Genomic DNA, 19,484 nt, shown 5'->3' on the forward strand with positions numbered 1-19,484 from the left:
ATTTTTGGAATGCCTTATTATATGAAATATTAAAGATTACCCTCACTGTAAATTGAACTTTGGACAAAAATCCCTGTTTTTTCACAAAATAGAAAGTTTTATACAAAACTAGTATTATAAGTTAATTTTTTAAGATTATTATTAATCTATAGTTAATATTTTTACAATTTTAGGTAATTATTTTATATAATAGATAAATTATAAGTTGCTAAATATAGGCTAAATTATTTTGTCCAAAGTCCAATGTAAAGAGCTTAGTGAAATACGCTGTACAAACTTTACTCTCGATATAATCATTGCCTGAACTGAGTACTGCAAACACCAATGGCATTCGGTTAAGAAAATCCAGTTTGGAGGTCATGAGTTATTGTGCTTAGTTCCTAAAAATGGGTGCTATTATTGCTTGCCTTATTAAAAAATATGATCCAATATGTAGGGACTCGCTTCTCTATAACCTAAAATTAATAAGGTTAGTTCTTAATTTAAGAGGGGTAACAGCTTAACCGAATTCCATTGTCTACGTCAGAGAACACCTAAATAAATAATTTAATAGTTTAATTCTTACGATATTATGAGCTGTTAAAGTTTTACAAATATTATTAAGAGATTTATTTTTTATAAGCATAGGATCATATTCAAGATGAACTCCGCTTAAAATAGCTGTTCCATTGCCGTACATACACTTTATTATTGCAGCTTTATTATCTTCATAGCTGGCTATTATTTCGGTATCTTTGGTATTTTCTGCATCAACAAAATACCCTCCGCCATTATAAAAAACATAACAATCTTTTATATTAAGCCCAATAATAGGGTTTATTCTTAGGTAAGCAGCTCTTGCTCCTTTATTTAAATTATAATAATAGAGAGCAAGTAGTGGTCCTTTAACCGTGCCTTTAAAAATCTCTAACTCTCGCTTGCCTATAACTTCAATATTTGTTCCTTTAGCAAATTCCAAATAATTACCGCTATAATAACTACCGGCACATATCCCAAGAAAATTACCACCGTTTTTAATATAATTCTTTATATTAGCGTTTCCTTTGCCTTGTAATTTTTGTACGTAATACAAGTCTCTTCCACCAGGTAAAACCAGTAAATAAGTATCTTTAAACCAATTTTCTTCTAGAATTTCCTTGGCCGAAATATATTCTACTTTATATTGGGGGGTATAAAGTTTTAGGGTATATTCGCAATGTTTGATACTTTCTTTTGAAACCCCTAAATCGTTATAAATTTTTATTTTCATCATTTATATTATTGACAAGGATATTATATAATTCTATTTAGTTAATTACCAAAACTTACGCTATGTTATATCTCAAGTATGACTAAAAACTTGGCTGAAAGCCATTTTCTCATAGTAAGGAATTTTAATAATATCTCAATACAAAGCCACTTGTTGTAAAACATAGCTTAAGTTTTGTTACATAAATTAAATTATGAGGTAATTTTTATGCAACTTAATTTGATTTCACCGTCTTTAGTTAAAGGGCAAGCAATAGAAATAGTTTTAGGAGTAGCATTACTTGCGATTTGTTCACAAATAATAATACCTATGAAGCCTGTATTTATTTCGCTGCAAACCGTAGCAGTTCTGTTTATCGGACTTACTTATAACAAAAATACTGCATTTTTGGCAGTATTATCTTATATAACTCTTGGAATAGTAGGGGTACCGATATTCGGACAATTTTCTAGTGGCTTAAGAATATTACAGGGTACTACCGGTGGTTATTTAGTCGGTTTTGTAATTGCTGTATATGCTATGGTAAGCTTAAAAGACAAAATATTTACTTCTAATAAATGGTTAAATCAAATATCCTTATGTTTGATCGGTAATATAATTATTATGAGCTTAGGGTGGATGTGGTTATCAAAATTCTTAGGAGCAAGCGGTGCATTTTACGGCGGTGTATTACCTTTTATTATACCGGGTATGATTAAGTCGTTATTATTAGTTGGGCTAATGAACGTAGTAAAACCAAAAATCAAATATACTTGATAAATCTCAAAAATTGATTATATGTAATGCAAATTGTATTTTTTAGCTTGTTTACGATAATGCCTTTTCTTTTGCAAATATGGTATATTGTTTGCTAAAAATTTTATGGATTGTAGCTAAAGATAAGGAAATATCATGCAATATTTTTATTTCACTTTGAACCCACCTAACTCCTAATTTACGTTCATTTCTTAGTGATAAAATAAGCTTTTCTTGTTGAGCTGTTATCTTGCTTTGACAGTTATGAGGCTTACGGCTCAGCTCTTTTAATCCATCAACACCGCTTTTTTCATAACGTTGTAACCATTTTCGTAAAGTAGGTCGAGAAATACCACATCTACAACATACAAGCCCAGTATCCTTCACCTCTTTATATAGTTTTATCCAACTTAAACGTGTTTTTTCTAATCTATCCATTTAGCTATGTATGGACCTACCCAACAATGCAAGAAAAAAATAATATATAACAGCAAAAAAATCGAATGCAGTCATGTATCCGGCTTATAGACAATAAATCAAGCAATTTATCCTATAGCCCTGATGGAATTCGCTGGCTTACAAACTTATACTTATTATTTTATCGACTTATAAATAGCCCTTAGCTAAATCAGTTTTTTTGTAAGCTAAGGTTCGTCTTATTTACCATCAATATTATCATTCTTCGCATATTCCGGATTGGAATTTGTTAAACTTCTATTACCTATAATGTCATTTCATCAATTATTTGGAGTAGTTTTTTAACTACAAACTTTACTCTCGGTATAATCATCACCTGAACTAAGTAATGCAAATACCACCCTTGCTAGCTTATTAGGCTACCGCGACAACTGTTTTATTATGACCGTTTCTCTCAGATAAATTAAACATCCACTCAGTAAACTTGCTATAATCTTTTTTAGATTTTTGTTCTTCCGTGGTAAATCTTATCTTGCTATTCAGAATGGATCTTGCCCCTTGAATTAACAAAGTACGTAAATAGATATCACCTCTTTTACTAATACCAAGCAACTTATTTTTGCCACCACTAGAGTGTTGCCTTGGCACTAATCCCAACCATGCTGATAATTGCCTACCATTTTCAAAACAACTAGCATTACCTATTGAGGCTATTAAGGCTGTGGCAGTTATTAAACCTATACCTGGTATCATCATTAGTTGTTGGTGATTACTATACTGGCTAGCTATGATTTTTAATCGTTGTTCTAGCTCTTTTATTTTTTTATCATTTTCTACAAATTCTTCTTTTAACTCACTAAATGTTTGGTAGCTTAGCTGACTTAAATCCCCTTCGTCTAAAATCTCAGTTAATTTTGTTATAATCTTATTGATTCCTTGCGGAATAGTAAAACCAAATTCATATAATAGCCCTCTAATCTCATTAGCAAGTGCAGTACGATTTTTTACCAATCTCTGTCTTACCCTATGAGTTAACCACTCTGCACTGCAAGTGCAGAGCTTAATATTACGGCATGAATGCCTCATGTATGTACTAACTTAAAAGTTAGAAACTATTTGTGTATGGCTCATTTAGAAAGTGTCACAACACAAAAAGAATATATCTGTGAAGTGTAAGATTTTGTTAAAAAATATCTTATCTTATCTTTTCTTGATAAGATATTTAAAATTTATGTTGAAACGACGCACTGCAAGTGCGGGGTTTTTCTCCCAAAGTGGGACAATAAATAAAATATCTTGTTGCTCTACAGTTTTAATGGGTACAAACCTCATACTAGGTCTTGCTACTGCCTCACATATTCCTTCTGCATCAGCTTGATCATTTTTATTGGTTTTGACATAAGGCTTAACAAACTGTGGTGCCATTAGTTTTACATTATGACCTAATTTTATTAATTCTCTTGCCCAATAGCTAGCTCCACCGCAAGCTTCCATGCCTACTAGACATTTTGGTACGTTAGCCATAAAAGTTAAAACCTGTTCTCTCATTAATTTCTTCTTTAATATTGTCTTGCCATTTTTATCTACACCGTGAATTTGAAAAATTCTTTTTGCAATATCTATACCAATTGTGGTAACTTCCATATGGACCTCCTTATTGTTGTTTAGGATTCATTTCCTATCCTAGAAGATTAGCATACGCTTCTCATTCTGTATATAGGGTAGGTCCATACCATTATTTTAGCACATCCTAGAATTGAAACAATCTCTATAACCTAAAAATTAATAAGGTTAGTTCTTAATTTAAGAGGGGTAACAGCTTAACCGAATGCCATTGCTGCAAACACCCCACCCCTGCTAGTTTATTAGCTACTGCAACAGTTGTTTTATTATGCCCATTTCGTTAAGATAAATTAAACATTCACTCGGTAAACTTGCTATAATCTTTTTAAAAGATTCTTCTACAGATTCTACATAAATAATTTTTGATTTTTTATCAGGGGAATTATACTTAAATTTAAATTCTTTATCATTCAAATCGTATTGGAGCATATCATCTAGCTGAAAGACCCGTTTCTTATCAAAATCATGTCCATCTGCAAGACCTTTTTCTGCTTCTACAATAAAATCTGGTTCAAAAAAGTTAAGATAATCATTAATGATTTGGTTTGAATCCTTGCATTTCACTTAATCAATTTCTTAGTAATACTTTGACACCTGATTAAAACAGGGAATGATAGGGTTATACATTCCACCCCACAAACAAGTATTGATATGAAATATTTCAAGGATGCATTTTTTGTCATTTGCCTTTACTAAAAAAGCAAACCTTATAGGACGTAACCGAATTTTGATTCCTATAGTACTCATTTATAAAATCTACTTTCATTAATTAAAAAATTTGCTGTACCTACACATTTAAAATGGTTGTTATTTGCTGATTGACAAAATAATTACAACAAAACCTATTAGAATTATACCATTCAAACAGCAAACAAATAGCTTAGTACTGGGATATTATTAAAATTCTCTACTATGAAAAAATGGCTTTTAGCAAGATTTTGAGTCATATTTGAGATAACATAGCATAAGTTTTGCTTAAATTTTGATTATATTATTAGATTAAACAATTATACATAAATTATTAATTAAGGACAAATAATATTCTAATTAATCAGCAAATCCCGTAGTGTTTTGTACATATCCCTGATCCTGTGCGTCAATTGCATGATCCAACTTTACGAAAAATTTTTCTACACTCAAGCTTTTATACAACTTCCAACACACTCCGGGATTTGCTGCTAATTAATTAGCTAACAATTTCACCGGCACTTGACAGGTGATAGTTGTACTCTTGCCCTCTTTACTGGTTATTGTAATCTCACCATCCATCTCATCGATAAGTTGTTTAACAAATGTTAGTCCTAAACCTAATCCTTTGTTATATTTAGCAGTTGTATTTGCATCATCTAATTCTTTATGCATATCTTGCTGTGTTCCTTCAGCAATACCAATACCTGTATCATGCACAATAAATTGTAATATCTTATTCCTTGTATTTTTTGTTTCAGTTAAAAGTGGAAATAACCCAACTGTTACAATAACATTACCTTCTTTAGTAAATTTAATAGCATTACCCACTAATTGATCTAAGACTGCTTGCAATCTAGAATGATCACCAATGATATGCTCTGCTATATCATATTGAAAATTACAAGAAAGATTTAACCCTTTACTTATAGATGCTGGTTTAGCTTTAGTAATTGTTTTATTGACTAATTCCTTTATGTTAAATTTTTCTAGAGTTATAGCAGTTAATGCAGCATTTTTTCTTAAAAACTCAAGAACATGATGAGAATAATCAAGTAATCTTTCAGCACAATTTACTATAGTTTTTAGGTAATGCTTTCTCTCTGTATCTTGCTCTACTTCATACAGAACGGTTATTAAAGCAAAAATTCCACTGCAAGGTATTTCTATACTATGACCAATATTACGAATTAAATCTAATCTTATTAATTCATCTATTTTTAGTTTATTTTGTGTTTCTTGCAATTCTAGTTGTATTTCTCTATATCTAATAATATCAGCATAATTTCCTTGTGGAACTATCATTTGACCAGCTTGATCTGATGGTATTAATGTGACAGTTGTGGGAGCTAGCTGTAAAATCCAGTTTTTTTCTATAGAATTTTCTATTTTATTGTTATCTTGTTGTTGATTTTCATTATTAATTGTCATATCATACCTCTTACCGTTTTCGGTTGTGAAAATAGGTGTCACAGAGGTTAAAGGATTAAAATTTTGTCTTTTTAATTTAACCTCTGTGTTTGACACTACACCACGTAGCATCATTCACACAGATATCACCACGATTCCTAGAAGTACAGAGGATTTTTCAAGCTTTTTGACAGATTTTTGCACAATATAATAAACAGCTGCATAAATGAGACAGCTAGGATTTAATGAATATAGTATTTTTATATTAAATATAGAAAAAAGCCTTAAAATTAGCAATTTTTCTAGCATTTAACCTTATTTTTTACTATAATCTATAGTAGAATATTTAGTAAATAACTTCATGTCAGTAACTATAGAAAAAACACCACCATTCATCCAATGGGTTGGTGGTAAAAGAAAAATTGTTGATCAATTAATTAAATATATTCCTTCAGGAGTAAATAATTATTATGAACCCTTCCTTGGAGGTGGTGCTTTGTTCTTTCAAGTAAAATATATGTTTAATAAATGCTATCTATCTGATATTAATCTTGACTTAGTAATGTCTTATAATGCGGTTAAAAAGAATCCAGAAGAAATAAGTAAGTTACTTGATTTACATCAAGCAAATCATTGCAAAGAATATTATTATCAAGTCAGAAGTGATAATAATAGTAACAATCCTAATGAAATTACTGCAAGATTTATCTATCTTAATAGATATTCCTTTAAAGGAATATATCGTATCAATATCAATGGTGATCCAGTTCAAAGTTTCTCTGGTAGAAACTACCATAAATCTGATATTGCTAGTAGATTGCAACAATGTAGTAGTTTATTATCTAGTACATCCATTTGCACTATAGATTTTTCTTTTATTGAACCGCAGAAAAATGATTTTGTCTATTTCGATCCACCTTATCACAAATCTGGTGAGAAATTTTATACTAGATTGCCATTTGATGAACAAGAACAAATGAGACTAAGAGATTTTGCTAAGGAACTAGATAATAAAGCTGTTAAGTTTATGATTTCTAACAGTGATACTTCTTTTATTAGAAGTTTGTACAAAGATTTTAATATTAATATTATCAAGGTTACCTATTCTATGCCCCAAACAAGAAAAACTTCTGATGAAGTAATTGTTACAAATTACTAATTTTTAAGTAGTAATCTTGTAATTATCATTCCAGCCAATTAATTCAAAACTACAGTTTTGAGCTTGAAAAGCAGTTTTTAGGTCTTGCATGTGACGATTTCTAATGTAATAATCATAAAAAGCTGAAGTAGACTTGAGAATTACTTTTTTATTGTCCCACTTTGGGAGAAAAACCCCGCACTTGCAGTGCGTCGTTTCAACATAAATTTTAAATATCTTATCAAGAAAAGATAAGATAAGATATTTTTTAACAAAATCTTACACTTCACAGATATATTCTTTTTGTGTTGTGACACTTTCTAAATGAGCCATACACAAATAGTTTCTAACTTTTAAGTTAGTACATACATGAGGCATTCATGCCGTAATATTAAGCTCTGCACTTGCAGTGCAGAGTGGTTAACTATTATCTATATATATAGAGTGGTCCAAACTTTTTTGGGGTTGAGGCAAAAATTTTTTGGGGTTAGCCCCAAAAGTTTTTTGGGTTGAGTGTAAAATTTTTTCATTTTCAGTAGAAAGTGATTGAGAATGAGGTTGGAAATTTCTTGCCAGTTTAATACAAGGAGTATTACGACACTTAATGCCATATTTGACTATGGTTGCTTTACGAAGAACAATAAAGCCAGCTTTCTGCAACTCTAACAAACATTGTCTAACCCTTTCTTGGCAAACCCCTAGAGATTGTTCAAAGAAGTTATAAGTTTCCTGGAGTTCATCTAAGCTATTATTATGATAGATTTGCAAGCGAAATACGATCAATGATAGAAGCTGCCTGGCAGTTTTACTTAAAACTTTACCAGTGTTGGAAGAAAGATCACGCCATTCAGGTGGGACAAAATTACCAACGAAGTTGTAAAATATTACGGGATTACTACTGCTTTTAGTAGCAGATTTAGATAAGTTACAGCATATATGCAGCATATAGATTCCTTCTAAACATCATTATAGAAGGACTTTCAGGACAATTATACTGCTATTTTTACAGCATATATACAGCATAAAAATTTTTCATAAAAAAGCAGATTATTGCAATATAATGAAAAAGCTTTGAGATATATGGTGCCGCTAGAAGGAATTGAACCTTCGACCTCATCATTACCAATGATGTGCTCTACCTCTGAGCTATAGCGGCTTAGTTTTAAGAGAAGTCTCAGACTATATGAGTATGATCTTTTTGACATATATTGCTTTATTGGTCAAGCAATAATTTTAAAATAATTACTTAGTCAGTTAGCATTTGAGTGTATAGTGTATAATTAGATTCTTTTTCATCTAGTAGAAAAAACCCTATTACCATGCGTTTTCAATAATAATTGGTATACTGTAAGGTTTAATAATTATTAGGTCAAATCTAACGGTTTTGTCGCATCTATAAATCATACTACATCAAGATTGTTAAAACTAAGGTTTTGGACATTATGATGCCATTAACATAGCAAAATTCTCAAAAGTAGAAAGATTATCATTAGCTCCAATTATTTGTCTTTTTTGAGTCTGTCCTATAGTTTGTGTAAGTTGCAAAGAAAGCAGTAAGAGATTACTGTAAAAAAAGTAACTTAAGCAAGCAAGGAGGAATTATGGCTAAAAAATTAGATACAGATAAAGATACATTAGACATCAGTAATCAGCTAGTAGAAGAATTATTATCAAAAGCAGATCCATCGGAGTTATTTGGTCGAGATGGTTTATTTCAACAGCTAAAGAAGCAAATAGTTGAGAAAATATTAGCAAGTGAGTTGGATCATGAATTAGGATATTCAAAACATAGCAAGATGCCAAAAGTAGATAATAATCGTCGTAATGGTAGCTATGAGAAGACAGTAATTGATGGGGATGGTCGTAAGCTGACAGTAGAAGTACCAAGAGATCGGGAAGGAGAGTATAATCCTCAATTAATACCAAAAGGGCTGAGGAGATTTAATGGATTTGATGAGAAAGTGATATCCCTTTATGGTCGCGGTATGACAGTCAGCGAGATCCGAGGGCATTTAGAAGAAATATATCAAACTGATGTATCTGGTGACTTGATATCCACCATAACAGATGGGGTGATAGAAGAAGTAACTAGGTGGCAAAATCGTTGTTTAGATAGGGTGTATCCAATATTATACTTGGACTGTATGATGTGGTTATAGTTTTCCGGACAGTTAATAGGAGACAATATTAACAGAAAGGAAGTACAAAAATGACTAATAGCAAACCAAAGGTTTATCCGGCTGAATTTAAAGAGTCAGCAGTTAAATTAGCAATTGAGTCCAAGCGACCTGTGTCACAAACAGCTAAAGAGTTAGGTATTACTAGAAATACTCTATATACTTGGGTAGATAAATATTCCAAACCTAAAGAATCAATAATGCGAACAGATGAACATCTCTATGATGAATTAAAAAGATTAAAGAAAGATTTAGCTAGGGTAACGCAGGAGCGTGATCTATTAAAAAAGGCTGCCGCGTACTTTGCGAAAGAGTCCCAATAAAGTACGCATGGATAAAGAAGCATAAAGGTGATTTTTCAACTGCGATTATGTGCAAATTTATGAAAGTATCACGTAGTGGCTATTATGAATGGTTAACTACCCCTGAATGCAATAGGGACAAAGAAGATAATGCTTTAACCTGTAAGATTAAAACAATTTTTCAAGAAGGTAGAAGGAATTATGGATCTAGACCCATTAAAAAGGAACTATCTAGACACGGTATAATTGTTAGTCGGAAGCGGATTGCAAGGCTAATGAATGAAGCTGGTTTAGTATGTAAAAGCAAACATAAATTTAAAGCAACTACTGATTCTAGTCATAATAAGCAAGTTGCTCCTAATTTATTGGATAGAAAGTTCAAGGTCTATGCTGCTAATTGTTATTGGGTTGGGGACATCACATATGTTCCAACTGAAGAAGGTTGGCTGTACTTAGCAACCGTTATTGATCTATTTTCTAGGAAAATTATAGGGTGGTCAATGAATAGTAACATGAAAGCTGATTTAGTTAATAATGCTCTGCTAATGGCAATATGGCAACGTAAACCACCTAAAGGACTTATTTGGCATACTGATAGAGGTAGTCAATATTGTTCTGATAGCCATTCAAAACTTACAAAACAACATGGTATTATACAGAGTATGAGCGGTAAAGGAAATTGTTGGGATAATGCTGTTGCTGAAAGCTTTTTTCACACTATAAAAACAGAACTAATTTATCAATATAAATTTAAAACTAGGGAGGAAGCAAAATATGCCATATTTGAATATATAGAAGTATTTTATAATCGTATAAGGATGCATTCAACTAATGACTATCTATCACCTGTACAATACGAGAAAATGCAAAAATGTGCCTAAACAAACTGTCCGGAAAACTGTTGACAGATCAGTTATAATGGACTGAAAAAATTAGACAAAGAAGCAGGTATTTTTGTTTCTCAATAAGTATAGAATAATAAATAAAATTAAAGAGAAACAAATGGGTAAAAAACAAATTAAAAATTTTAGTGCAGAAGCAAAAACTAAAATAGTATTAGAGATGTTAAAAGAAGAATCAACAATAGGTCAGTTATCGGTCAAATATGAAGTAACGGCTAAAACTATGCAAAACTGGAAACGACAATTTTTAGATAATGCGTCATTGGCATTTGAGCCAGCAAAAGCTGTTAGTGAGTACAAAGGGCAGATTAGTGAACTTAAGAATCAAAACGATGAACTTGCAAAAGCATTAGGTAAGGCTACAGTCGAGAGGGACTGGGCGGTGGGAAAGCTAAACAGCTTGGACTTATCAAATAAGAAAAGTCTTGTCGACCCCAAGCTGAGTACGTTAGCAAAGACAAGGCAATGTGAACTATTAAAGATAAGCAGATCTGGAGTATATTATAAAGCTAAAGTAATGAGCTTATATAATCTTGATATTTTAAATAGAATAGATGAAATATATACGGATAACCCTGAGTATGGTTATCGTTATATATACAAACAATTATTGGAAGACGGCTTTAATGTGGGCAGAGATAGGGTGCTTAAATATATGGGAATAATGGGTATAGAAGCTATTCATCCTCATAAAAAGCAATCTACTTCTGTGAAGGATGGTCAACATAAAATTTATAGCTATTTGCTTGAGCCGTACTGGCACAAATCAGGAACGAATAGAACTATTCATGTACCTTATGTTAATCAAGTGTGGAGTGGTGACATTACTTATATTAGAACTAACGGAGGATTTATGTATCTTGTGGCGATTATAGATTGGCATAGTAAGGCAATACTAAGTTATAAAGTATCTAATTCTATGGATGCATCACTTGTAACCGATGTATTAAAAGATGCACTGAATAAATACCCTGCACCACAAATATTCAATAGTGATCAGGGTAGTCAATATACTGGACATGAGCATACGGGAATTCTAAAAGAGAATAATATACAAATCTCAATGAACGGTAAGGGTAGAAGCATTGATAATATTGTGATTGAAAGATTTTTTAGAACTTTAAAATATAATTGTATATTTATAAATGATTTTAAAAATATCGCAGAACTTAAAGATGGTATTGATAAATACATGGATAAATATAACAATCAAAGATTCCATTCAAGTATTGGTTATAAAAAACCGATGAACGTGTATCTTGATTACTTACAAAATGCAGCTTAAAAATTATGTAAAATGGGAAACAAAATTAGTGAAAAATTTGTCTTGAAAAATCAGTCCAGTTTCCTTTTAAGTTAGTACATACATGAGGCATTCATGCCGTAATATTAAGCTCTGCACTTGCAGTGCAGAGTGGTTAACTAGAAGCAGGCTGGAAATTTTTAGCAAGTTTAATACAAGGAGTATTACGACACTTAATGCCATATTTGATTACTGTTGCGTTATAAACTTTAATAAAGCCACTTTTTTGCAACTCAAGTAGGCATTGTCTTACACGTTCTTGATAAACACTTAAGTTTTCTTGAAAGAAATGATAGGTTTCCTTAAGTTCATCAATGCTATTATTATGATAGATTTGTAAGCGAAAAACTATTAGAGATAGAAGCTGCCTTGCAGTTTTACTTAATATTTTTCCGTTATGAGATGAGAGATTATTCCATTCAGGTGGGATAAAATTACCAACAAAATTATAGAAAATGATTGAATTTTGATCATCAAAATTATGCGTTGCACAATCATTAGTAAAATGCGATGAGCATATAGTGAGCATACGGAGTATGTAGGTAAAATTGGTATATTATGAAAAGCTTGGAGATATGGTGGTGGGCGATAGAGGATTCGAACCTCTGACCTTTACGATGTCAATGTAACGGTTCATTTTGCCCTGCTTTTTTGCTTTTTTCTTATACACTAATTTATAGCCCATAACCCTAATGTTCATAGTACTTTTCTTGGGTGCCAAAATTATATTTTAACTGTAGTAGAGTTACAATAATTTGTCAATCTTAAAAAAATATTAGAAATTTTAAAATAGGATATGGATATAATGAGCATATAGTGAGTCAAATTTTATGATCAATTTTTACCTTGCCATTTACTTAGACCATTTGAATTTATGAATCAATAATTACAATTATTAGTTGTTTGTATTGTAAAAGTAATAATAAGTTCATTGTAATTATATTTGATATAGAATTTGCTATTACAATTAAAACATACTACAGTTTTAAATATATATTTCAGTTAAGCTATAATAGGTAATATTATGCCAGTTAGATCATTACTGTTTACTAAAGAGATACTTCAAGCAATAAAAGCTCCAGAAGCAAAGCGAGATATATATAAAGATACCAAAGAAAAAGGATTATTGCTAATCATCTCATACGGTGGTAGTAAAATATTTTATTTAGGAGTGGTACTTAGTAAAAAGTATCATAGAATCAAAATAGGAGTATTTCCTTATCTATCTATTATTGATGCAAGACTCAAAGCATCTGAGTTAAAAGGGAAAATTGCCCAAGGATATAATCCTATAGAAGAAAAAGCTAGATTATCTAAAGAGCCTAACTTTAAAGAGTTTTATGCTAGATACCTTGATGAATACAGTAAAATTAATAATAAAAGATGGAAAGATTATGCTGCTTCTGTAGATAGATATGCAAAACATTTATATAATAGAAAAATATCAACCATTCAAAAAGCAGATATTCAAGAATTATTTAATAAATTGACGAAAACTGGTAAATATGGAGCTAACAGGTTTCTTGAAATATTAAGACCTGTATTTAATAAAGCAATAGAATGGGAATTGATTAAGGTAAATCCAGCTATTGGGATAACAAAGCATCAGGAACAATCTAGAGACCGTTATTTAACTAGAGAAGAAATACCACAGTTTTTTGCAGCAATAGCAAAAGAGAAAAATGAAGTAATGAAAGATTTTTTCTTAATAGCTTTATATACATCAGTTCGTAAAGATAATTTGCTTACTATGAAATGGGAACAAGTAAGTTTTACTGACAAACAATTATATCTTCCAGAAACTAAAAATGGCAATCCTCATTCTTTACCTTTATTAGATCAAGCATTAGAAATATTAAAAGCACGAAAAGAGCAATCTACTAGCAGTTGGGTATTTCCAAGTGAGACCAGCAGTAGTGGTCATTTACAAGAACCAAAGAAAGCGTGGAGTAGGATTTGTCAAAAAGCTGGTATAGAAAATTTAAGGATTCATGATTTAAGAAGAACAGTTCCAAGTTGGATGGCAATGACCGGAGCAAATCAGTATGTAATTGGGCAACTACTTAATCATATGGATCCAAGATCAACTGCAGTTTAGCTAGACTTGCCAATGATACTGCTCGCAAATACATGCAAAGGGCGATTGATGCGATGATCCCGAAAGTACAACAATGATGGGAGTTTCGGATTTTATGTTTGAGAGTTAACCACTCTGCACTGCAAGTGCAGAGCTTAATATTACGGCATGAATGCCTCATGTATGTACTAACTTAAAAGTTAGAAACTATTTGTGTATGGCTCATTTAGAAAGTGTCACAACACAAAAAAATATATCTGTGAAGTGTAAGATTTTGTTAAAAAATATCCTATCTTTTCTTGATAAGATATTTAAAATTTATGTTGAAACGACGCACTGCAAGTGCGGGGTTTTTCTCCCAAAGTGGGACAATAAAGTAAAATAATGGTATGGACCTACCCTATATACAGAATGAGAAGCGTATGCTAATCTTCTAGGATAGGAAATGAATCCTAAACAACAATAAGGAGGTCCATATGGAAGTTACCACAATTGGTATAGATATTGCAAAAAGAATTTTTCAAATTCACGGTGTAGATAAAAATGGCAAGACAATATTAAAGAAGAAATTAATGAGAGAACAGGTTTTAACTTTTATGGCTAACGTACCAAAATGTCTAGTAGGCATGGAAGCTTGCGGTGGAGCTAGCTATTGGGCAAGAGAATTAATAAAATTAGGTCATAATGTAAAACTAATGGCACCACAGTTTGTTAAGCCTTATGTCAAAACCAATAAAAATGATCAAGCTGATGCAGAAGGAATATGTGAGGCAGTAGCAAGACCTAGTATGAGGTTTGTACCCATTAAAACTGTAGAGCAACAAGATATTTTATTTATTCATAGGGTAAGACAGAGATTGGTAAAAAATCGTACTGCACTTGCTAATGAGATTAGAGGGCTATTATATGAATTTGGTTTTACTATTCCGCAAGGAATCAATAAGATTATAACAAAATTAACTGAGATTTTAGACGAAGGGGATTTAAGTCAGCTAAGCTACCAAACATTTAGTGAGTTAAAAGAAGAATTTGTAGAAAATGATAAAAAAATAAAAGAGCTAGAACAACGATTAAAAATCATAGCTAGCCAGTATAGTAATCACCAACAACTAATGATGATACCAGGTATAGGTTTAATAACTGCCACAGCCTTAATAGCCTCAATAGGTAATGCTAGTTGTTTTGAAAATGGTAGGCAATTATCAGCATGGTTGGGATTAGTGCCAAGGCAACACTCTAGTGGTGGCAAAAATAAGTTGCTTGGTATTAGTAAAAGAGGTGATATCTATTTACGTACTTTGTTAATTCAAGGGGCAAGATCCATTCTGAATAGCAAGATAAGATTTACCACGGAAGAACAAAAATCTAAAAAAGATTATAGCAAGTTTACTGAGTGGATGTTTAATTTATCTGAGAGAAACGGTCATAATAAAACAGTTGTCGCGGTAGCTAATAAGCTAGCAAGGGTGGTATTTGCATTACTTAGTTCAGGTGATGATTATACCGAGAGTAAAGTTTGTAGTTAAAAAACTACTCCAAATAATTGATGAAATGACATTATAGGTAATAGAAGTTTAACAAATCCCAATCCGGAATATGCGAAGAATGATAATATTGATGGTAAATAAGACGAACCTTAGCTTACAAAAAAACTGATTTAGCTAAGGGCTATTTATAAGTCGATAAAATAATAAGTATAAGTTTGTAAGCCAGCGAATTCCATCAGGGCTATAGGATAAATTGCTTGATTTATTGTCTATAAGCCGGATACATGACTGCATTCGATTTTTTTGCTGTTATATATTATTTTTTTCTTGCATTGTTGGGTAGGTCCATACATAGCTAAAAAATCTTGAAATATCCGTAATATAGTTATTTCACTAATTATAGGTGTTAAAGTATTCGTGCTAAAAATGCTGCTAAAGAAAAGCTAAAAGAATTAATTAAACAAGAATTAAATTAACTTGCATTTATGGATAAAGTTTCGATAGTTTGGTTGCGGCGTAATTTACGGCTGCATGATAATAAATCATTCGCAGCCGCAATTCGTAATTCCGGAAAAATCCTACCCATTTTTATTTTTGATACTACAATCTTAGACAGGTTTAAAAATCCTCATGATAGAAGGCTTTCCTTTTTAGTAAATGCTCTTTGTCTAATTAATGATGAATTAAAAAAGCTAAAAGGAAAGCTTTTAGTATTTTACGGTGATCCTGTAGAAATTATACCAAAAATCGCAAGTAGTTTAAAAATTGAAGATATCTACGCTGACGAAGATTATGAACCAAGCAATATAAAACGTGATAAGAAAATAGAGAAGTTATTAAGTGATAACTGCACGCTCCATTTATATTGTGATCACTTATTAATAAGACCTGATAAAGTTTTAACTAAAGAAAGTAAGCCTTATAAAGTATATACTCCTTATATGCATGTTTTTCGCAAGTTTATAGCAGATAATGGAAGCTTAGCACATAATAAATTATTAACGCAGTATAGTTATAACTTAGGGGATAAATTATATACGCTGCAAGATATAGAACTAACAATTATCGATCTAAATAAAGGTGAAAGCGAAGTTTTAAAACAGATCGGTTATGTTTATAAAGAAGATGAGCTTTGGCAGCCTAACAATGCTCAAAATATATTAAATAAATTTATTACAAATAGAATAAATAATTATAAAACTAATCGAGATTTTTTATATCTTAACGGCACAAGTACTATCTCGCCTTATCTGAGATTTGGGCTTATATCTATAAGAGAATGTTACCGTCAAGCCTTTAATGCTATTTCAAATCCTGGCAGTATAACATGGATTAATGAATTAATTTGGCGAGAGTTTTATGCAACTATTTTATATTATTTTCCAGGTACAGTTAATGAAGAGTTCCTTGAAAAATATAGGAATAAAATAGCTTGGAATAATAACAAAGAATATTTGGATAAATTTATTAATGCCGAAACCGGTTACCCTATAATAGATGCTGCAGTTAAGCAATTGCTTTGCGACGGCTGGATGCATAATAGGGCAAGAATGATTGTTGCTAGTTTCTTTAGCAAGAATTTGCTTTTAGATTGGCGAAAAGGTGAAGAGTTTTTTGCTCAATATCTGATGGATTACGAATTATCTTCAAATGTCGGTGGATGGCAGTGGGTAAGCTCATGCGGTACTGATGCACAGCCTTATTTCCGTATATTTAACCCTTATACTCAAGGAAAAAGTTTTGACCCGGACGCTGAATATATCAAGAAATATCTACCTACCTTAAAGAATGCCCCACCGCACACCATCCACAATATAAATTTCCATACAATGTATGATAACTACCCAAAAGCAATAGTTGATTATGGGTTATCAAGAGCAAAAGCTATTGAAGTATTCAAAGCAATAAAAGTTTAATAGTATATTAAGCTTCTTTCAACACTAAGATTTAAGATCAAAATATGAGCTAAAAACAGTACATGACAAAGAAATTAACATAATGCTGTGAACTTACCCTATTACAGAATGAGAAGCGTATGCTACTAGGATTTGGACTTTGGACAAAATAATTTAGCCTATATTTAGCAACTTATAATTTATCTAAAATTGCAAAAATATTAACTATAGATTAATAATAATCTTAGAAAGATAACTCAGAATACTAGTTTTTTATCAAACTTTCTATTTTGTGAAAAAACAGGGATTTTTGTCCAAAGTCCAATAGGATAGGAAAAGCCATTAATGAAATTATAACTATCACTGAAAAAAAGAATTAATAAACTAGATATAGTAAATGTACTATTTAAATTTTTAAAGCAACCTATATTACAAAAAGGATAAAATATTAACAAAAAAGATTACTAATCAATAATAATCAATAATAATATAATCTTAATTAAAATTAATTTTATTAGTGAAAGGTAGTGTAAATGTTATATTACCATTTTGCCCTATGAGGAAATTATAATAGTGTGTTGCCACATCTACTGCATCACAACTACAATTCGATTGAATTGCCAGTTTCAAACACTCCATTTTTAATTCTATATCACTTGTAAACATAATATTACTAATCATTATTAGATATTATTAACATTCAGGAGTTTCGCACTTAGCAAAAAATATGTTAATCTAGCAAGAAAGAGTTTTAGTTAAGCATGGCAAGATCAAAATGTAGCAAAGACTTATATAAATCATTTTTACAAGCAAGTAGCGTAAGATATAGTGGTAAAGCATTATCTGAAGTAAGTCCAATAAACCTATCTCATGATAGTGCAAGTCGATGGTTAAATAGTAAGGATTTCCGCCCTAGCGGGATCTACAGAGAAGTGTCAAAATATATTGATAGGGAAGCTTCTTGTTTATTAGTGGGAGATGACACGTTATTGTCAAAGCAATACAGTAAGAAAATTGAGCTTGTACATTATCAATATTCTGGAGCTGTACATGATGTTATACCTGGTATAGGGATGGTCAACTTACTGCATTACAATGCTAAAACTGATCAATCTACCCCTGTAGATTATAGAATATATGATAAAGAAACTGATGGAAAAACAAAGAATGAGCATTTTTGTGATATGCTTACTTTAGCTAAGGAAAGAGGGATCAATCCTGATGCAGTAGTAATGGATGCGTGGTATAGCGGTTTGGAGAATTTGAAACATATACGTAATTTAGGTTGGACATGGGTTAGTAACCTAAGAAAAAATAGAAAAGTTAATCATAATGTTAGCTTAGAAAGTTTAGAGATTCCTGATGAGGGACTAAAAATTCACCTACGTGGATACGGTTGGGTTACGGTATTTAAGTTTGTGGCAAAAAATGGTCGCATTGATTACATAACAACTAACTTAGAAAATCCAACACGTGAACAAATAGAGAAAATTGTTAAGGCACGGTGGTCTATAGAAGTTTATCATCGAGAATTAAAACAAACTTGTGGTATTGAACGCTGTCAGGCACGCACGGGTCGAGCTCAGAGAAATCATATTTGCCTTGCTGTATTTGCTTGGCTCGATATGAACAAAAGGAGGATAAATGAAAAAATTACTTTATATCAACAAACTTGGGAAGTTATAAAAACATCAATTCAGAACAACATTAGATGCCTTTTAGCTGATTCGCAATTTTGCTAACTGCGAAACTCCTGACATTAACAAATCTAACTAGATTAATCAATAATTAATAGCTCAACAAACAGAGTTTGGACTTTGGACAAAATAATTTAACCTATATTTAGCAATTTATAGTTTATAAAGTATATAAAACAATTGATTTCAAGTTATAAAAATATTAACTATAGATTGATAAACTTTCTAAAAAAGTTAACTCAAAACACTAGTTTTTTATAAAACTTTCTATTTTGTCAAAAAATAGGGATTTTTGTCCAAAGTCCAAACAGAGTGTGTCTCCCGATTATCGCAGTTTTATATTAGCTGTAGAATTTCTTATATTAGTCTAAATAATTCATTGGCA

Annotated in this window: 16 protein-coding genes, 1 tRNA gene and 5 pseudogenes; 12 read left to right on the forward strand and 10 right to left on the reverse strand. The window is 31.3% G+C overall.

Annotation, left to right across the window (positions count from 1 at the left end; translation table 11 throughout):
- Positions 1-517: 517 nt before the first annotated feature.
- Complete coding sequence (locus tag AAHN00_RS09030; protein WP_342272630.1) at positions 518-1,249, reverse strand: BPL-N domain-containing protein; 732 nt, start codon at positions 1,247-1,249, stop codon at positions 518-520.
- Between the two features lie 207 nt (positions 1,250-1,456).
- Here AAHN00_RS09030 and AAHN00_RS09035 point away from each other — a divergent pair, with 207 nt between their 5' ends.
- Positions 1,457-2,005, forward strand: coding sequence for a biotin transporter BioY (locus tag AAHN00_RS09035; RefSeq protein WP_342272631.1), 549 nt, complete (start codon positions 1,457-1,459; stop codon positions 2,003-2,005).
- A gap of 51 nt (positions 2,006-2,056) precedes the next feature.
- On the opposite strand, the gene AAHN00_RS09040 is transcribed toward AAHN00_RS09035, so the two are convergent.
- Together AAHN00_RS09040 and AAHN00_RS09045 are read right to left on the reverse strand one after the other, a co-directional pair.
- The gene (locus AAHN00_RS09040; RefSeq protein WP_342271071.1) at positions 2,057-2,422 is read right to left on the reverse strand and encodes a helix-turn-helix domain-containing protein; all 366 of its coding nucleotides are present in this window, start codon (positions 2,420-2,422) and stop codon (positions 2,057-2,059) included.
- 393 nt (positions 2,423-2,815) lie between these two features.
- Positions 2,816-3,430: pseudogene (locus AAHN00_RS09045) on the reverse strand (IS110 family transposase); the annotation flags it as partial.
- Positions 3,431-3,539: 109 nt separating this feature from the next.
- Here AAHN00_RS09045 and AAHN00_RS09050 point away from each other — a divergent pair.
- Positions 3,540-3,779 carry a hypothetical protein gene (locus AAHN00_RS09050; RefSeq protein ID WP_342272732.1) on the forward strand — a complete coding sequence of 80 codons (240 nt, stop codon included), beginning with the start codon at positions 3,540-3,542 and terminating at the stop codon, positions 3,777-3,779.
- Here AAHN00_RS09050 and AAHN00_RS09055 read toward each other — a convergent pair.
- The 3 genes and pseudogenes from AAHN00_RS09055 to AAHN00_RS09065 all read right to left on the reverse strand — a co-directional run.
- Positions 3,683-4,045: pseudogene (locus AAHN00_RS09055) on the reverse strand (IS110 family transposase); the annotation flags it as partial. The gene AAHN00_RS09050 and the pseudogene AAHN00_RS09055 sit on opposite strands and share 97 nt — an antisense overlap.
- Before the next feature lie 225 nt (positions 4,046-4,270).
- Positions 4,271-4,588 carry a hypothetical protein gene (locus tag AAHN00_RS09060; RefSeq protein WP_342271073.1) on the reverse strand — a complete coding sequence of 106 codons (318 nt, stop codon included), beginning with the start codon at positions 4,586-4,588 and terminating at the stop codon, positions 4,271-4,273.
- Between the two features lie 618 nt (positions 4,589-5,206).
- On the reverse strand, positions 5,207-6,256 hold the full coding sequence (locus tag AAHN00_RS09065) for a sensor histidine kinase (protein ID WP_342271074.1): 1,050 nt from the start codon (positions 6,254-6,256) through the stop codon (positions 5,207-5,209).
- Positions 6,257-6,482: 226 nt separating this feature from the next.
- On the opposite strand from AAHN00_RS09065, the gene AAHN00_RS09070 reads away from it, so the two are divergent.
- Positions 6,483-7,280 (forward strand): Dam family site-specific DNA-(adenine-N6)-methyltransferase, encoded by a 798-nt coding sequence (locus tag AAHN00_RS09070; protein ID WP_342271075.1) that lies wholly within the window; start codon positions 6,483-6,485, stop codon positions 7,278-7,280.
- Positions 7,281-7,420: 140 nt separating this feature from the next.
- On the opposite strand, the gene AAHN00_RS09075 is transcribed toward AAHN00_RS09070, so the two are convergent.
- The 3 genes and pseudogenes from AAHN00_RS09075 to AAHN00_RS09085 all read right to left on the reverse strand — a co-directional run bounded on the left by AAHN00_RS09075 (position 7,421) and on the right by AAHN00_RS09085 (position 8,415).
- Positions 7,421-7,576, reverse strand: coding sequence for a hypothetical protein (locus tag AAHN00_RS09075; protein ID WP_342271076.1), 156 nt, complete (start codon positions 7,574-7,576; stop codon positions 7,421-7,423).
- 106 nt (positions 7,577-7,682) lie between these two features.
- Positions 7,683-8,204: pseudogene (locus AAHN00_RS09080) on the reverse strand (hypothetical protein); the annotation flags it as partial.
- A gap of 136 nt (positions 8,205-8,340) precedes the next feature.
- Positions 8,341-8,415, reverse strand: a tRNA-Thr gene (locus tag AAHN00_RS09085).
- A gap of 445 nt (positions 8,416-8,860) precedes the next feature.
- On the opposite strand from AAHN00_RS09085, the gene AAHN00_RS09090 reads away from it, so the two are divergent.
- From AAHN00_RS09090 to AAHN00_RS09105, 4 genes are all read left to right on the forward strand, one after another.
- Positions 8,861-9,418: a transposase gene (locus AAHN00_RS09090; RefSeq protein ID WP_342271077.1), complete on the forward strand. Its 558-nt coding sequence runs from the start codon at positions 8,861-8,863 to the stop codon at positions 9,416-9,418.
- Between the two features lie 50 nt (positions 9,419-9,468).
- A complete protein-coding gene (locus AAHN00_RS09095) occupies positions 9,469-9,759 on the forward strand; it encodes a transposase (protein ID WP_342270937.1) in 291 nt (96 codons plus the stop codon).
- A gap of 11 nt (positions 9,760-9,770) precedes the next feature.
- Entirely contained in the window at positions 9,771-10,619 is an 849-nt protein-coding gene (locus AAHN00_RS09100; RefSeq protein ID WP_342272570.1) for an IS3 family transposase, read from the forward strand.
- A 121-nt stretch (positions 10,620-10,740) separates the two neighbouring features.
- A complete protein-coding gene (locus AAHN00_RS09105) occupies positions 10,741-11,925 on the forward strand; it encodes an IS3 family transposase (RefSeq protein ID WP_342270912.1) in 1,185 nt (394 codons plus the stop codon).
- A 139-nt stretch (positions 11,926-12,064) separates the two neighbouring features.
- Here the strand turns inward: AAHN00_RS09105 and AAHN00_RS09110 are convergent.
- A pseudogene (locus AAHN00_RS09110) lies at positions 12,065-12,472 on the reverse strand (hypothetical protein); the annotation flags it as partial.
- A gap of 480 nt (positions 12,473-12,952) precedes the next feature.
- Here AAHN00_RS09110 and AAHN00_RS09115 point away from each other — a divergent pair.
- From AAHN00_RS09115 to AAHN00_RS09135, 5 genes and pseudogenes are all read left to right on the forward strand, one after another.
- Positions 12,953-14,118 (forward strand): annotated as a pseudogene (locus AAHN00_RS09115) (tyrosine-type recombinase/integrase).
- Between the two features lie 119 nt (positions 14,119-14,237).
- Positions 14,238-14,405, forward strand: a complete 168-nt coding sequence (locus tag AAHN00_RS09120; protein ID WP_342271078.1) for a hypothetical protein — start codon at positions 14,238-14,240, stop codon at positions 14,403-14,405.
- Between the two features lie 91 nt (positions 14,406-14,496).
- On the forward strand, positions 14,497-15,546 hold the full coding sequence (locus tag AAHN00_RS09125; RefSeq protein WP_342271079.1) for an IS110 family transposase: 1,050 nt from the start codon (positions 14,497-14,499) through the stop codon (positions 15,544-15,546).
- A 446-nt stretch (positions 15,547-15,992) separates the two neighbouring features.
- The gene (locus AAHN00_RS09130) at positions 15,993-17,423 is read left to right on the forward strand and encodes a deoxyribodipyrimidine photo-lyase (protein WP_342271080.1); all 1,431 of its coding nucleotides are present in this window, start codon (positions 15,993-15,995) and stop codon (positions 17,421-17,423) included.
- A 740-nt stretch (positions 17,424-18,163) separates the two neighbouring features.
- Positions 18,164-19,144: a transposase gene (locus AAHN00_RS09135; RefSeq protein WP_342271025.1), complete on the forward strand. Its 981-nt coding sequence runs from the start codon at positions 18,164-18,166 to the stop codon at positions 19,142-19,144.
- The last annotated feature ends 340 nt before the right edge of the window (positions 19,145-19,484 follow it).

The organism is Candidatus Tisiphia endosymbiont of Parasteatoda lunata (assembly GCF_964030955.1).
In the GTDB taxonomy this organism is placed as follows: domain Bacteria; phylum Pseudomonadota; class Alphaproteobacteria; order Rickettsiales; family Rickettsiaceae; genus Tisiphia.